The organism is Acinetobacter sp. ABJ-A23_2 (assembly GCF_044538765.1).
In the GTDB taxonomy this organism is placed as follows: Bacteria; Pseudomonadota; Gammaproteobacteria; order Pseudomonadales; family Moraxellaceae; genus Acinetobacter; species Acinetobacter nosocomialis_A.
This window is the reverse complement of sequence record NZ_JBIUCP010000013.1, coordinates 38,706-55,212: the sequence shown is the minus strand read 5'-3', so window position 1 is coordinate 55,212 and position 16,507 is coordinate 38,706. Positions and strand designations below refer to the sequence as shown.

The window sequence follows — 16,507 nt, the reverse complement described above, 5'->3', positions numbered from 1 at the left end:
CAAAGATTTTTGCTGTTCGATAAGAGAATTAGAAATTTTGCTCAGTGAAGATTTTGAATCTATTCATAAACAAAATTTATTTATTGAAAAAGGTTTTAGTTTGTTGTGAGTTTTTATGATAAATAATTAACCATTTGGTATATCTTAAACATAAATATATCTAGAAAAAATGTGTATAAATCAACCAAATAAAAGTGGATATAGTAGGGCGATCTTTATTTTGTCTACTAATAAATATGTATTTAAATAACTTGAAATATCTAGGGACGTTAAAAAATAAGCGCTCATTTATTTTTGTATTTGTTGCACTTTTTTATCCATTAGAAAGCTATGCGCAAGAAGCTGTAGAGCAACCACAAAACCAAACTAAACCAGATAAAGTAGTCCGTGTTGCAGTAACAGGCTCAAGAATTTCAAAAGCACAAAAAGATGGCCCGACCAGTGTGACCGTCATTACCGCAGCCGATATTGAAAAACAAGGTTTTAGTAATGCATTTGATGCACTCAATAACCTGACGCAGAACACGGGTTTTGTACAAGGCGCCGATTATGGAAATACTTTTACACCTGCGGCTAATGCCATTAGCTTGCGAGGCTTAGGACCGAATCATACTTTAACTTTAATTAATGGACATCGGGTTGCAGACTATCCTGTACCGTACGACGGTTCTGTCAATTTCGTAAATTTAGCCAATATTCCAACTGCTATTATTGACCGTATTGAAATATTAAACGGTGGCGCTTCTGCAATTTATGGTTCAGATGCAATTGCAGGCGTGGTGAATATTATTCTGAAAAAGAAAACAGACGGCACACAATTTAATATCAAGGCAGGCGGAACCAAAGAAGGCGGTGAAAATTTACGTTTACAACTAAGTGGTAGTAAAACTTTAGACAAGCTTAGTCTCGTTTATGGGGTTGAACTCAGCGGCCGTGAGCCGATATGGGCAGCCGATCGAGATTTTATGTCGAGCCGAACGCGTTTAGGAGAAAAACCCGACACTATTGTGGGTCGTAAAAATGCTGATACTGGTAAATATCTTTCAATTGGTGGGTGTCAGGCCTTTAATGGTTTATTTAAGGGTTCAGTCAATAATATAGGGCAAGCAGGTGCAGACAATTGTGCCAGTGGTTTGGCGCGACCAACTTATTGGACTGTTCAAACTCAAAATCGCAGTCAAAATGGTTATCTCGGTTTAGATTATGAGTTAAATGATAAAACTCAATTATTTGCAGATTTTTTGATTGGGGCAAATCAAATTGAAAACAATACCCGTAGTCCGATATGGACCTCTTTAGGTGCATCGAGTGGTTATTTTCTAAATCAAGATTCGGGAAATTATGAAATTTGGAATCGCCGCTTTGCACCTGAAGAATTAGGCGGAGTAGAACGAATAAATAAAAAATGGAAAGAACTTTCTTCGAACTTAAACTTCGGAATTCGAGGCGATATTGGAGAGACGAGCTGGAGTTATGAAGCAGCCTATAATGGTTCCATTTATACTAGTCAGCTAAACCGCCAAGGCTTATTACGTTCGAATGTAGATGAATATTTCTTAGGTCAGCAACTTGGTACAGATGCAGATGGTATTCCTATTTATTCACCTCACTTAGATCGTTTAAGTCGACCACTAACAGCAAGTGAATTTGAAAGTATTTCGGGCACAACAAAAGAAAAAGATAAATCGTGGGCACAAAGTTTAACCTTAAGTGCGAATGGTGATGTGTTTAAGTTACCTGCGGGAACTGCCAAACTTGCAGCAGTGGCTGAAATTGGGCGTCAAGGCTTTTCGATTAAGCCAGATCAGGCAGTTGAAAATGGTGAGTTTTATAATACGAGTTCTAGTGGCGAATATGGCGGTACTCGTACACGCCAAGCACTTGGTGCAGAATTATTCTTACCTTTAGCAAAGCCATTAAATTTAACCTTGTCCGGACGTTATGACCGTTATGCTTTGTCAGATAACAGTATTGATAAGCTAACTTTCGGTTCAGGCCTTGAGTTTAGACCACATCCGACTTTGTTGGTGCGTGGTAACTACGCGACTAGTTTTCGTGCACCAGATATGAACTATCTGTTCTTAAATAAGCAAAAAGGTTATTTCGCAAGTACGACTGACTATTTACGTTGTAGCCAAACGGGACAACCTTTAGATAAATGTAGCTTTAAAGATTACGCACCTGGGGCGAACTACACTTTAACTGGAAACAAAGAGCTAAAACCTGAAGAGGGTAAATCTTATGGTGCAGGTTTTGTTTGGTCACCAACCAATAAATTTGATATCAGCGTCGATTACTGGGATATCAAAATTGATAATCTTGTGACCAATTTAAGTGCGGACAAAATTCTACGTTTGGAAGCAGATTGTCGTTTAGGCAACCAAGATATTAACTCTGCGGCCTGTATTGATGCTTTAGCACGTGTAGAGCGTAACCCTGCAAATGCAGTTGTCGATCCAAATGTCATTAAGAATATTAATATTGTGCCGATTAATGCAGCATCAGACCATACCCGCGGGATTGATTTCACTAGTAGATGGCGCTGGAAAACAGACAGTTTTGGTAACTTTCTCTGGACAGTGAACTATAGCCGTGTACTAGAACATGAATATCAACAATCAAAAGATGGCGAGAAAGATGACTACTTAAAAGATTTAACCATTCCTGATTGGCGTGACCGTTTTAATACCAGTCTTAGCTGGAGCTTTGGTGATTGGGCGTCAACAGTATTAGTTAATCGTTATGGCAAAATTCCAAACGGCGACCAAACTGCCTATTTAAGCCCAACGTATTTAGTGAACTGGAGCGGTACTTATCAAATCTCTCCAAAAGCTTCTGCTTCAATCATTATTAATAATTTGTTTGACAAAGTGAAACGAGATGACACAGGCGGTTGGCCGTATTATCCGGTAGGATCATATTCACCATTTGGCCGTCAAGGTTGGTTGGAGTTTAACTATAAATTCTAAGAATGATGTATGGATGCAGCGAAGTGGTACAGCATTTGCTGCATCTTTTTATTTAAAACTACAGAGGATAAAACCCCTTATGCTGGTCAAGCCTTCATTTAAAAAAAGATTGCTACTTACAACATTATTATCTTTATCGGCAACTCAAATTTTTGCATCGAATAACAGTGAACAAATCCCGATTGGTAAATTACCCGAGTGGGTTATACCCGAATCTTATGATTTAGATTTCAAGATTGATCCCGCACAAAAAGGCTATACCGGTAAAACCACTATTCATTTAAAGCTGGCTCAAGCTACAGATCACATCTGGATTCATGGTAAATCTTTGACGGTGAAAGATGTGAATATCACATCGGCAGAGGGCGTCAAAACCAAAGCAAAATATGAGCAAGCCTCCGAGGTAGATGGGGTGAGTAAAATTAAATTTGCCAAAACCTTGCCCGCAGGACAGTATCAACTCGTTCTAGATTTTAATGCAGCGTATGACCAGCAACTTGACGGTATTTATAAAATTGAGTTTGAGGGTAAACCTTATGTGATGACTCAAATGGAAGCAATTAGTGCACGCCAGTCATTCCCATCATTTGATGAACCACGTTTTAAAACGCCGTTTAATATTCGTTTGACGATTCCAAGCAAATATTCAGGTTTTGCCAATACCCAACAAGCATCTGAGCAAATAGAGAAGTCGGGTTGGAAAACACTCAGTTTTGCACAAACCAAACCACTACCAACATATTTACTTGCATTGGCTGTCGGGCCGTGGCAATTACAAAAAGGACCAGATATTGGGGCAACTTCATGGCGTAAGCAGCCGATCCAGTTACGTGGTATTGCGCCCGATGCTAAAGCTGAAAAAATGCAGCATGCCTTATCTGAAACGCCAGCCATTTTAAAAACTTTAGAAGATTATTTTGCCTTTGGTTATCCATTTGACAAGCTCGACTTACTTGCAGCACCAGACTTTGCTGCTGGGGCAATGGAAAACCCAGGGCTAATTACTTTTAGAGACTATCTAATGTTGCTAGATAAGGACTCGCCAGTCTCTTTTGTACAGAATTCATTTAATGTCAATGCACATGAGTTGGCACATCAATGGTTTGGTGATGTGGTCACGATGCCATGGTGGGATGATCTGTGGCTTAATGAATCTTTTGCCACATGGATGCAAAGTAAAATCACTCAAAAACTACATCCCGAATTTAATGCTGACCTAGAACGTATTGCAGATACTGCTGATGCGATGAAAAGTGACAGCTTGGTAAGTGTACGTCGTATTCGTCAGCCTATTTTAAGCAATGCCGATATTCAAACTGCTTTTGATGGCATCACTTACCAAAAAGGTGCGGCTGTTTTAAATATGTTTGAGAGCTATTTAGGCGAAGAAAAATTCAAACAAGGCGTACGCAATTATATTAATAAGCACCAATATGGTAATGCGACAGCCAATGATTTAATTAGCGCTTTAGCAGAGCAGTCTGAGCAAAGTGAGCGCTTTGCCAAAGCGATGAAAAGTTTCCTTGATCAACCAGGTGTACCTTTACTCAATACTTCACTACAGCGAGAAGGCAATAAAGTCTTTTTAAATGTGAAGCAAAGCCGTTATTTACCGGTGGGCTCAAAAGGAGATGCAAGAAGCCTGTGGGGGGTACCATTATGTGTCCGTTATGAAGTTCCAAATGCAGGCAGTAAAGTTCAGTGTGAACTGGTAGACCAAGCAGAAGCCAAGATTGAACTCAAAGGTGCCAGCCTTGGCAGTTGGTATATTCCAAATGCAAATGCGGCAGGATACTACCAATTTAGTTTGCCTCAAAAAGAATTTACTCGTCTGACTGCTGCCACAGAAAAGCTTTCTAACAGTGAACAGTTGGCCTATGCCTACGCGATTTCAGCGGCATTTAACCACGGTGATATTAATTTATTGGCTGTCGTAGATGCTGCGAAGAAATTTGCCAATTCGAATAGCCGACAAATTAGTACAGCGCTGTTTTCTCAGTTAAGTACCATTCATCGACATGTATTGAAAACAGATGCTGAACGTGAACATTTTAGAAAAGTCTTGGCCAATTTATATTTACCTAAATTAAATCAGTTGGGTTATGTCAGCAAAACAGGTGAATCAGCCGAAGACAGTTTATGGCGTAGTGAGTTAGTTAAGTTTCTTGCTTTAGATATTCAAGTGCCCGAAGTCCGTACACAACTGTTAAAACAGTCAGATGCTCTCTTTGCTCAAAAACAGCTTAACTTTGCGCAAGTAACCCCTGAATTATTACCAACCATTTTAGCTGTACGTGTACAAGAAAAGGGCCAACCTGCTTTTGATCGTTTATCTGGAGAGCTACAACACGTGACTCAACCGACACAACGTCTTGCGATTCTTACTGCCTTGGGTTCAGCAAATCAAGAAGCAACACGCCAACAAGCACGACAGTTGATTTTGAACCCGCGTGTTAAAGTCGGTGAAGTTCGTACTGTGGTCAACTCAATCAATAATTATGGAGATGAACAAGGTGGCTTATGGTCTTGGTTTAAGGTAAATCATGACGCCGTGTTTGATCGTTTAGGTAAATCTTCGGCTGGGCGTTTTCCTGCAATGTTCAGTGGGGCAGCATGTACCCAACAACAAGCAGTCCAGTTAAATGACTTTTTTGCACCACGAACTAAAGAATTGGTCGGGGTAGAACGAGGATTGAAACAGACCAAAGAACGTATTCAACTCTGCGAATCTTTGGTGGCAAAACAAGATGGATCAATTGTGCAACAGTTAAAGTTGTAATTGATTCAAGCATGAAAAAAGCCAACTGATCGTAGTTGGCTTTTTTTATTCAGGGTTCTTATCACATTACTTTTAAAATAATCTATTTAAGGCAGCCTTATGCGTAGATATCTAGAAAGTTTTTAAAGATTTGATGGCCATGTTGACTCAAGATTGATTCAGGATGGAACTGCACACCTTCAACAGGTAATGTCTTATGTTTAACACCCATAATTTCTTCCATTGAGCCATCCGCTTCATTGGTCCAGCACGTTACTTCAAGGCAATCAGGCAGTGTTTCCTGATCAATCACCAATGAGTGATAACGAGTTGCCGAGAATGGGCTAGGAAGATTACTGAAAATACCTTTATTGCTGTGGTACATATCAGATAAACGTCCGTGCATAACCGTTTTGGCTCTTACAATTTTTCCGCCAAAAGCTTGCCCAATACTTTGATGCCCTAAACACACGCCAAGCAAAGGAATTTTCCCAGCAAAGTGATTGATTGCTGGAATTGAAATGCCTGCTTCGCTTGGAGAGCAAGGGCCAGGACCAATCACGAGATATTTTGGTTGCCATCGTTCAATATCCTCTAATGTGACTTGATCATTGCGAACAACTTTTACTTCCTGATCCAACTCGCCAAAATACTGGACGATGTTGTAGGTAAAAGAGTCGTAATTGTCGATCATTAGAAGCATGATGAACTTAACCTCATGATAATTAAAATATATTTAATGAGTATTTAGAGTATTACTCATATTCATACTCACTTTTTAGAAAAGACTTTTTAGGTTTGAAAAATAAGAAGCCGCTTTCTAAGCGGCTAATATAACAAAAAATGAAGTAACCAGTTTAACTATTTCTTTCGTTAGAAATTTAAAGAAAAATTGAGTTTTGGTCGGTATTAAATCTATTTAAGAATAGAGATAAATATACTTAAGGCAAAATAAGCATCTATTGAAAATAAAAATTATTCTGCCTTGTTCACAAAAGTAGATTAAATCTTACGTGTGTTATAAATCAACCAATCTAGAACATCGCCAGATAAATGTTCAGCGAGTCTTTCTTGGACAATTTGATGATAACGATTTAACCAGTCTTTCTCTTCATTCGTTAGCATATCAACAACAATACAATCTAAATGAATCGGGCAAAGGGTCAGCGTTTCAAACTCTAAAAATTCACCGTAAGTTTTTTCAAATCCAGAGTGAAGTTTGTTTGCCACCAGATTTTCAATGCGAATACCGTATTGTCCTTCATGGTACAGACCCGGCTCGTTAGAAATAATCATTCCTTCACGCAACTTGCTATAGGCATGTATAGGCGCGTAATAAGAAAGTACTTGCGGCCCTTCATGAACATTAAGCGCAAAGCCTACGCCGTGGCCTGTTCCATGTCGATAATCTAAACCATGTTGCCATAAAGTATGGCGACAAATTGAATCGAGTAGAGGAGCAGCTAAACCTTCTGGATAAATCGTTTCTGCCAAAGCAATATGACATTTTAAAACCAAGGTGTAGTCACGTTTTTGTTGCTCTGTTGGCGTGCCTACAGGAACAACACGAGTAATGTCGGTAGTGCCATCTACATATTGTCCACCTGAGTCAATCAGTAACAGACCATCATCTTCAATGAACGAGTAGTGCTCTTCAGTTGCACGGTAATGGGGTAGAGCACCATTCGCATTAAAGCCAGCAATCGTTGAAAAACTTGGGCCTATAAAACCCTCTTGCTGAGCACGGAAAGCTGTAATTTTCTCATCAATAGTCAATTCTGAAATGCTTTCACCATGATGAAGCGTTTTTTCTAACCAGTGAAAAAAGTGACAAAGTGCAACACCGTCTTTAAGCATGGCATGACGGATATGAGCTATTTCACTTTCATGTTTACGCGATTTAAAAAGTGTACTTGGGTTGATGTCGTAGACAACCCGAATATCTTTTGCGATGGCTTGTTCATGAAAAATCGAGACTTTGGCGGGATCTAACAGCACAGAAGCATCAGAGATATTCGATAAAAACTTAGCTGTATCTTGGTAGTTACGAATTTCAATGCCATCTGCTTTGAAAGCCTGTTGGGTGGCTAAATCAACTTTGTTGCTATCAATGAATAAAACAGCCTGTTGAGCACTGATATATAAATGCGAAAGGAATACAGGGTTGTATTCTACATCTTGTCCACGTGCATTTAAGACCCAAGCAATATCATCTAAAGATGAAATGAAATGTCCTTCAATCGCTTTAGTTTTTAACGTTTCGCGAATTGCTTGTATTTTCTCTTTACGAGATAGGGCATTTAACCCTTCAGGCATTAAATGAATCTGCTCTAAAGGAAGTTCTGGACGATTAGACCAGATTGAACCAATTAAATCTTGCTGTGTTTCAAGCTTAAAGCCACGTTGTTTTGCCGTATTTTCCAAAGCTTTAAATTGCTGGATTGAAAGCGTTTGTCCATTTACTGAAATGACCGAACCAGTTGATAAATTTTTCTCAATCCATGCGAGATGTGTAGAAGATTCATCACTGGTCAGTTTTTGTAATTGAAAGCCAGTTCCAACAAGTTGTTGTTCAGCTTGTACCCAATAGCGGCCATCAGCCCAGAGTCCTGCAAAGTTTTTGGTCACGACTAGAGTGCCAACAGAGCCACTAAAACCGCTTAACCACTGCCTTGCTTTCCAATAGTCTGGTAAATATTCAGACATATGGGGGTCTGCACTCATCACAACCAAAGCATCAACGTGTTGATTGGTCATGAGTTCATGAAGTTTTGCTAGTTTTTCTGGAACAGTTAAGTCGTTCATATGGTTTCCAAATCAGGTTGAACTTTGTTGGTGCTTTTGCCCATTAATTTATTCATTGGTTTCTTTAATAAAAATAACACGATTGCGCCAATAACCAAGGCCAATACACAGCGCATAAATAGGCTAGGTAAATGATTAATACCATCTGCCGAGACTTGCCCACCAATTAAACCTGCCATGAGGTTGCCTAGGGCTGTACCAGTGAACCATAAACCCATAATTTGACTGCGTATAACATCAGGTGCAAGTTTGGTCATGGTTGATAAGCCAATCGGGCTTAAGCAAAGTTCACCTATGGTAAGAAGAAATAAAGTACCGACTAACCAAAATGGTGAAACTACTCCGCCATGAATAGCAAAATGACTGGCTAAAGTCATAAGCAAAAAGCCACCTGCTGCGAATAACAATGCAATAATAAATTTGCTGATATAGCTCGGATCTTTATTTGCTTTACCTAGTTTAGCCCATAGCCAAGCTGCTACTGGAGCAAAGATAATAATAAAAAGAGCATTGATTGATTCAAACCATACAGTTGGAATCTCAAATCCGAAAACAATACGGTCCGTATAATCTTGCGCAAATAAAGTAAAAGTTGTGGGTTTTTGTTCGAAAGCTGACCAGAATAAAGCTGATGCTGCTAATAAAACGAAGCAAATAACGATTTTAAATTTTTCATGTTGCTCTAAATTAAGGAAAAGTAGTAAGTATGCAAAATAAGCAATAATCCCAATGCTAATTCCTACAGTTAAGTAGGTAGAAACAACGACTGGGTTGATATGAATAATCCCAAAGAAAGTTAATCCAATAACCATCGCAACAGCGAATAAAAAGCTAAATACAATTTTAGGCGCATTTTTATTTTCTACGACAGGTTTGCTACAGCTATTGGCTTCTTGTCGCAATTCATTAAAAGTTTGGAGCTGCGGGATAGCCAAAAAGCGGAAAATTAATAAAGCAATGAGCATCCCAATGCCGCCAATACCAAAGCCTAAGTGCCAGCCATAATCGCGAGCTAATAGACCTGTAATGAGCGGGGCAATAAACGAGCCCGTATTAATTCCCATATAAAAAATGGAGAATCCGGCATCTCGTCTACTATCTTGAGCTTTGTATAAAGTTCCTACAATGACTGAAATACAAGTTTTAAATAACCCAGTACCTAAAACAATCAGAACTAGACCGAAATAAAAAAAGAATTGATCAAAAATGGTGGTGAGGGCAATTGATAAGTGACCTAAAGCAATAATAATTGAACCGTACCAGACAGCGCGCGCCTGACCTAACCAGTTATCTGCAATCCATCCACCAAAGACGGTCATTAAATACATGGAGCCTGCAAATAATCCCACAATGGCGGCGGCAGTTGGTCGATCAAGTGCTAGCCCACCGTCATTGACCATAGCAACCATATAAAGAACGAGTAAGGGTCGAATTCCATAATAAGAAAATCTTTCCCAAAGTTCTGTAAAAAATAAAGTTTTTAGTGGTTTTGGATGACCGAAAAACGCTTTATCGGACTGCTCAAGTTCATGTTTCATTATTCAAATCCTTGAATGATTTTATGTTTTTTTATAAACATAACTTTTAGTTTGTTTATTTATAACCAAAATTTATGTTTTTATTTTTTAGTTATTTTTAACAATAAAAGCAAATTTACCTTGTATAAAAACAGTGAATGAAAAAGAACATGAATAGTAGAGTTTGTTATTAGATAAATAACAGTAAGGTGCGTTCATTTGATAAATCAAAGAACTGTTGAGTGCTGAAATGATCTATAAGAATTCATAAAAATGAAAAGTATTTGGTAGATTGTGAATAAGCAATAAAGAACTTTCAAACTTGCTTAGCCAAGAAACTTGAGTCTTTTAAGAAGCGTAAAAAAGGGGAGAGATCTGTAGCTTTAAGAGGTATAAATATTTTTGTGTAATCTCATAACAATCTCAACATTATATATAAGAAAGTATTATGATCAGGAACGACTGTTAGAAATTGATGCAGCGGATTATATCAGTGCAACAATTTTGCACTAAATTAGGGCAATAATGAGCTGTTTAAATATGCCATAATTTGAAAATGTGTGAATATGGTGCATTTGTACAAGCAAACAGTATAATGGGTTCAAGACAAGGGGCCTAAATCATGAATACTTATAAGTAATTCAATGTTTTAGGTAAGTCTTATAAAGTTGGTATGAGAATTGCTTAATAAATACCAGCAACTAACACGCACTTAACAAGTGCAACAAAATTTCATTGGAGCAAAATGAGCATGGCGAACAAGGTCCTTCAACTCATACAAGAAAGTGGCGCAAAATGGGTCGATTTTCGCTTTACTGATACTAAGGGTAAAGAACAGCACGTAACTTACCCAGCTGATTCTATTGATGAAGATACTTTTGAAGACGGTAAAATGTTTGATGGTTCTTCAATCGCTGGTTGGAAAGGTATTGAAGCATCTGACATGATCTTACGTCCAGATGCAGAAACTGGTTTCATCGACCCGTTCTTTGCTGAACCAACTGTAGTTGTGACTTGTGACGTTATTGAACCTTCAACTGGTCAAGGTTATGAGCGTGACCCACGTTCGATTGCTCGCCGTGCAGAAGAATACTTAAAATCTACAGGTATCGGTGATACTGCATTCTTCGGTCCAGAACCAGAATTCTTTGTATTTGACGAAGTGAAATGGGACATCGATATGTCTGGCGCTCGTCATACATTAATCGCTGAAGAAGCTGCTTGGTCTACTGGTAACAGCTATGAGTCTGGTAACTCTGGTCACCGTCCACGTGTTAAAGGCGGTTACTTCCCAGTTCCTCCAGTGGATTCTTCACAAGATATGCGTGCAGAAATGTGTGCAAAAATCGAAGACATCATGGGCCCAGGTCGTGTAGAAGTACATCACCACGAAGTTGCTTCTTGCCAGTTAGAAATTGGTGTGAGCTTCAACACTCTTGTTCGTAAAGCTGACGAAGTTCAACAGTTCAAATATGCTGTTTGGAACGTTGCACATCAATATGCAAAAACAGCTACGTTTATGCCTAAACCAATGGTAGGTGATAACGGTTCTGGTATGCACGTTCACATGTCTATCTCTAAAGATGGCAAGAACTTGTTTGCTGGTGATGAATATGCTGGCCTTTCAGAAATGGCGTTGTACTTCATCGGTGGTATCATCAAGCACGCTCGTGCATTGAATGCAATCACAAACCCATCTACAAACTCATACAAGCGTTTGGTTCCTCACTTCGAAGCACCAATTATGCTTGCTTACTCAGCGCGTAACCGTTCTGCGTCTATCCGTATTCCATACGTTTCTAGCCCTAAAGGTAAGCGTATCGAAGCTCGTTTCCCAGACCCAATGATGAACCCATACTTAGGTTTCGCTGCATTGTTAATGGCTGGTATCGACGGTATCCAAAACAAGATCCATCCGGGCGAAGCTGCTGACAAGAACTTGTATGACCTTCCTCCAGAAGAAGAAGCAAAAATCCCAACAGTTGCTCATAGCTTAGATATGGCTCTTGAAGCACTTCAAGCAGATCACGAATTCTTGTTAAAAGGTGGCGTGTTCACTAAAGAAATGCTTGATGCATACATCGAACTTAAAACTGAAGATGTACGTCGTCTTAACACGACTACTCACCCAGTTGAATTCGATATGTACTACAGCTTGTAATACGTATTTCTTAAAAAAGCCTGCTTATGCAGGCTTTTTTATTGCTTGGAATGTTGATTGAATTCTCTACGTTTTTTATCAAAAAATTGGGGTAAACTAGGTGCGAGTTTTCATGTGAGCAGATTATGCGTAAACGACAACCAGTACTTAAACAGGAACAAGTTTTAAATCCTGCATTGAAAACATGGTTGTATGCGTCTGGTTCTCTGACCCAACAATTGACTGAACTTGGCGGTGGACAGTTCAGCGTAAAGCCTTTTAAAGAACACTTTCAACGTTTAACTTTTGCAGACAGTCAATGGATGAGTATGCCTCATACCCACACTTCATGGGTGAGGGAAACTTATTTATATGGCTGTGAAGTTGAGCCATGGGTAAAAGCAAAAAGTATTTTTCCAATTCAAAGTTTACAAAAAAAAGCCCGTATATTTCAGCATATTGGTTCTAAACCGATAGGCCGTTTTTTATTTCAAAGAACAACACCTCTGTGTGACCGCCGTGTTATTCGCTTACCAGAAGGCTGGACGCGACAAAGTTGCTATACTTGGCATGGATGTAAATTTATTGTTCAAGAAACATTCTTACCGGCTTTTGAAGCTTTTTTATATCAGCAGCACGACAAGGAATTACTATGACGACTGCAACAGGCACAACATGGCGTCAGCGTTTAGAAGCTTATTATTATCTATGCCGATTTGATAAGCCAATTGGTACTGAGCTGGTGTTTTGGCCAACCATGTGGGCACTTTGGGTTGCATCAAAAGGAATACCTGATTTAGGTATTTTATTCGTCATGATTTTAGGCGTTATTTTTATGCGCGCTGCCGGATGTGCGATTAATGACTTTGCTGATCGTAAAGTAGATGGTCATGTAGAGCGTACAAAAACTCGTCCTTTAGCAACGGGAGTTATTCGCGCAAGGGAAGCCGTATACGTATTCTTGGGCCTTGTTTTAGCAAGCGCATGTCTTTTGTTCTTTTTACCTATAGAAACTTTCTACTGGTCATTTGGCGCATTATTTTTAGCGTTTATTTATCCATTTATGAAACGCTATACCAACTTACCGCAAGTTTTTTTAGGTGCAGCATTTTCATGGTCTATTCCTATGGCTTTTACCGCTGTAGGTAAAACTCCAGATTTGACTTGTTGGTTGCTCTATTTTGGTAATTTGGCTTGGACAGTGGCTTATGACACTCAATATGCAATTACCGATCGTGAATATGATTTAAAAATTGGTGTGAAATCTACAGCTATTCTTTTTGGTCGGTATGACATCCAAATTATTGCCCTTTTACAAGCAACCAGTCTTGTTTTGATAGGAACGGCGTTATATTTAGAAAATATCTTATTTCCATGGGCGATCATTGCTTTAATTGTTGTTGCATTCGATTTTATATATCAAACAATTAAAACCAAAGACCGCAACCCTCAGGTTTGTTTCTGGGCATTTCGTCACAATCGCTGGGTTGGATTAATCATTTTTCTAGGAATATTTTTAAATTTCATATAGTAAAAATGACCGTGAGGTTGAAAAGTGTTCTATGCAGAGCACTTTTTTTATGTCTTAATATTTGTGCATAAGAAATATGCGAATAAATAACACATAACATAAAAAGGATATTGTATGAAACGGTCAAACATTGCTTTAGCTATAACATTAACAGCTTCAACTTTTTTTCTTGCAGCCTGTGATGACAATGATGATGACTATATTGGTGTAAACCCTGATAAAACTTATATTTCAGAAAAAAACTATTCTCAGGACAGTTTAAGTGGCGCTGCATCTATCAAAGTGATGACCTATAACATGGAGAATGTACAAGGGAAAACAGCTCAAGCAACGGCACTTGTCATGTTCCCTAAAATTGCTCAGCCTAAAGATGGTTATCGGGTCGTGGTCTGGGAACATGGAACAGTAGGTGTAGGGGATGGTTGTGCACCAAGCAATAATACAATTAATCCACGTTTCAAAATTTTAGCAGATACTTTATTGGCAGCTGGCTATGTTGTGATTGCCCCAGACTATGAAGGTTTAGGTACGCGAGGAATGCATCCATACCTTAATTTGGGAAGTGAAGCTAAATCTGCAATTGCAGCGGTTAAGGCTGCAAAAGATCATTATGGTAATCAGCTAAACGGTGCGTGGATGTCGATTGGACAGTCTCAAGGTGGGCATGCTTCACTAGGTACTGCAGAGTTTGCAAATAACGACACCAACTATAAAGGTGCAGTTGCAACAGCACCAGCTTCTAGCCTTGGCTATATTATTTCTACAGTTGCACCACAAGCAATCCAAGATATTCTTAAAAAAGAGCAAGCTGGTACAGCACCTATTGGTACGGCTGTAGAAGTTTATGCTGAGCTACTTGCATATGCTGCATATACTACGGTAGGTATTACCGCTTATGAGCCTAAATTTAATTATCGTGAAATTTTCCAACAACGTTCACAAAGTATAGCTGAGTTCGCAGAGGGCACCACAGGCGAAAATGGTATGTGCTTAACCGATTTACATAATAAATTTGCGGCTGATATTCGTGATTATCTTGCGACTAATGCAGGTAAAATAGTTACTGATTATCCTGGTTTAGCGGGTAATTTCCAAGAAAACCCAACTGTGAAAAAATTCTTGGTAGATAACCAACCTGCTACTAAAAAAATTAATTCACCAGTCATGATCGTTCAGGGTACTGCTGATATGGCTGTACCATATCCAGTCACAGATGCCCTGCAAAAGAGTCTTAAAAACATGGGAACTGACGTGACGTTTGTACCTGTTAGTGGGGCTGCCCATACTCAAGCGATTGTATGTAGAAATGCTGAAATTTATCAATTTGTACAATCTAAGATGCCAGCTAAAACCAATATTGTGCTCGATCCATCGGTAATAGATGCAAGTAAGAATTTCGAATGTACAGGATTAGCACAATAATTTTTGTATTTAAAATATTCAAATTAAAAGGGCCCTAAAGTAGGCCCTTTTTGTTATATTGTTACATATCTTAAAATTGATGATATTAGAGTTTAGATCACTTATGAGCCAGCAACCTGTTGAAAAAAAGTCTGTTCCTTGGTTATTAATGGGATTAGGGTTGCTTATTCCTTTTTTGATTATTGGAATACTTTTCTTTGCTGCAAAGAGTGATGCTGAGAATAAAAAGCAATATGAGCAGCAACGTTTAGAAATGGAAAAAAGAATAGCTGAGAAAGAAGCTGCAAATTCGAATAAAAAATAGTATTAGCTATTTAATGAATATCTCTTTGTAGTTGGCGTACGCTAGGAATGCTTGTATATCGTTTTACGATATAACCTGCTTCGGTAAGCATTTGATCACGGATACGGTCTTCTTCTGCTTTCTCAAGATGAGAGGGGTCATCAAGTTCAATAATTGCGATGACTTCCATTTTGTCGTTTAGCACGACAAAGTCGGTAACTTTGCGGTTGAACTGACTACGAATTTTATAATCATTACTGGTAATTAATGCGCTAAAGGCCACTTGAGCTAAAACATGGTAACTTGGGAAACTCTGTTTTAAACGTATAAACATTTGAGTTTCAAAATTAGTAATGACAGGACGGGCAAAGAATTTTTGTTTTGGAAATAAATAGGGACGTAAACAAACAACAAGAAAAATGCAGGTGCTTAAGCAACCTAAAATGATAAAAAATAAATGACTCGATTCGAACATGGGATAACATCATACAAATAAAAACCCACTCGTAATGAGTGGGTTTTTAAGAATCTTGGCTCTCCCACCTGGGCTCGAACCAGGGACCTGCGGATTAACAGTCCGTCGCTCTACCGACTGAGCTATGGGAGAATCTGGAAAAGGATTTTAGGCAGGAAAGGGGGCTAGGTCAAGGGTTAATAAGAGAATTAAAGAGAATATGTAACTGATTGGCTTAAAAATACTCGAAACATTGATTTTATTCAAAATAATAGAAAATTATTAAATGATTAGAAAAGAAAAAGCCCGCAATAAATGCGGGCTTTTAGAATCTTGGCTCTCCCACCTGGGCTCGAACCAGGGACCTGCGGATTAACAGTCCGTCGCTCTACCGACTGAGCTATGGGAGATTAGTAGATGGCTCTCCAACCTGGGCTCGAACCAGGGACCTGCGGATTAACAGTCCGTCGCTCTACCGACTGAGCTATTGGAGAATCTGATGCGCATTTTATGGATGAAATCTAAAAGCGTCAATAAGAATATTAAAGAAAATGAATCGTTTGCTTGATTAATATGCTTTTGTTGTACTAAAAATAAAAAAACCACCCTAAAGAGGGTGGTTTTTTAT

Annotated in this window: 10 protein-coding genes, 3 tRNA genes and 1 pseudogene; 7 read left to right on the top strand and 7 right to left on the bottom strand. The window is 38.8% G+C overall.

The genetic code is table 11. The annotated features are described in order from the left end of the window. Positions 1-236 precede the first annotated feature (236 nt). Positions 237-2,969, top strand: a complete 2,733-nt coding sequence (locus ACH63V_RS06730) for a TonB-dependent receptor plug domain-containing protein (RefSeq protein WP_396463054.1) — start codon at positions 237-239, stop codon at positions 2,967-2,969. A gap of 13 nt (positions 2,970-2,982) precedes the next feature. Beyond that, complete coding sequence (locus ACH63V_RS06725; protein ID WP_396463053.1) at positions 2,983-5,748, top strand: M1 family metallopeptidase; 2,766 nt, start codon at positions 2,983-2,985, stop codon at positions 5,746-5,748. Between the two features lie 97 nt (positions 5,749-5,845). On the opposite strand, the gene ACH63V_RS06720 is transcribed toward ACH63V_RS06725, so the two are convergent. The 3 genes and pseudogenes from ACH63V_RS06720 to ACH63V_RS06710 form a co-directional block, all read right to left on the bottom strand. Beyond that, complete coding sequence (locus ACH63V_RS06720) at positions 5,846-6,430, bottom strand: aminodeoxychorismate/anthranilate synthase component II (RefSeq protein ID WP_224970566.1); 585 nt, start codon at positions 6,428-6,430, stop codon at positions 5,846-5,848. A 299-nt stretch (positions 6,431-6,729) separates the two neighbouring features. Further along, complete coding sequence (locus ACH63V_RS06715; protein ID WP_396463052.1) at positions 6,730-8,532, bottom strand: aminopeptidase P family protein; 1,803 nt, start codon at positions 8,530-8,532, stop codon at positions 6,730-6,732. Continuing rightward, positions 8,529-10,090 (bottom strand): annotated as a pseudogene (locus ACH63V_RS06710) (peptide MFS transporter). Before ACH63V_RS06710 ends, ACH63V_RS06715 begins: the two are co-directional and overlap by 4 nt. Before the next feature lie 704 nt (positions 10,091-10,794). On the opposite strand from ACH63V_RS06710, the gene glnA reads away from it, so the two are divergent. The 5 genes from glnA to ACH63V_RS06685 all read left to right on the top strand — a co-directional run bounded on the left by glnA (position 10,795) and on the right by ACH63V_RS06685 (position 15,446). Further along, positions 10,795-12,210 (top strand): type I glutamate--ammonia ligase, encoded by a 1,416-nt coding sequence (gene glnA, locus ACH63V_RS06705; RefSeq protein WP_171057781.1) that lies wholly within the window; start codon positions 10,795-10,797, stop codon positions 12,208-12,210. A 125-nt stretch (positions 12,211-12,335) separates the two neighbouring features. Then, on the top strand, positions 12,336-12,845 hold the full coding sequence (locus ACH63V_RS06700) for a chorismate lyase (protein WP_198072309.1): 510 nt from the start codon (positions 12,336-12,338) through the stop codon (positions 12,843-12,845). Further along, positions 12,842-13,720 (top strand): 4-hydroxybenzoate octaprenyltransferase, encoded by an 879-nt coding sequence (gene ubiA, locus ACH63V_RS06695; RefSeq protein WP_396463051.1) that lies wholly within the window; start codon positions 12,842-12,844, stop codon positions 13,718-13,720. The genes ACH63V_RS06700 and ubiA overlap by 4 nt, the downstream gene beginning before the upstream one ends. A 114-nt stretch (positions 13,721-13,834) precedes the next feature. Continuing rightward, positions 13,835-15,142, top strand: a complete 1,308-nt coding sequence (locus ACH63V_RS06690) for an alpha/beta hydrolase family protein (protein ID WP_396463050.1) — start codon at positions 13,835-13,837, stop codon at positions 15,140-15,142. Positions 15,143-15,245: 103 nt separating this feature from the next. Continuing rightward, the gene (locus tag ACH63V_RS06685) at positions 15,246-15,446 is read left to right on the top strand and encodes a hypothetical protein (RefSeq protein ID WP_396463049.1); all 201 of its coding nucleotides are present in this window, start codon (positions 15,246-15,248) and stop codon (positions 15,444-15,446) included. 10 nt (positions 15,447-15,456) lie between these two features. On the opposite strand, the gene ACH63V_RS06680 is transcribed toward ACH63V_RS06685, so the two are convergent. The 4 genes from ACH63V_RS06680 to ACH63V_RS06665 all read right to left on the bottom strand — a co-directional run bounded on the left by ACH63V_RS06680 (position 15,457) and on the right by ACH63V_RS06665 (position 16,373). Next, positions 15,457-15,900 (bottom strand): DUF2726 domain-containing protein, encoded by a 444-nt coding sequence (locus tag ACH63V_RS06680; protein WP_311069505.1) that lies wholly within the window; start codon positions 15,898-15,900, stop codon positions 15,457-15,459. Positions 15,901-15,956: 56 nt separating this feature from the next. Next, a tRNA-Asn gene (locus ACH63V_RS06675) sits at positions 15,957-16,032 on the bottom strand. Positions 16,033-16,213: 181 nt separating this feature from the next. Continuing rightward, positions 16,214-16,289 (bottom strand) — tRNA-Asn (locus ACH63V_RS06670). Positions 16,290-16,297: 8 nt separating this feature from the next. Further along, positions 16,298-16,373 (bottom strand) — tRNA-Asn (locus ACH63V_RS06665). Positions 16,374-16,507 lie beyond the last annotated feature (134 nt).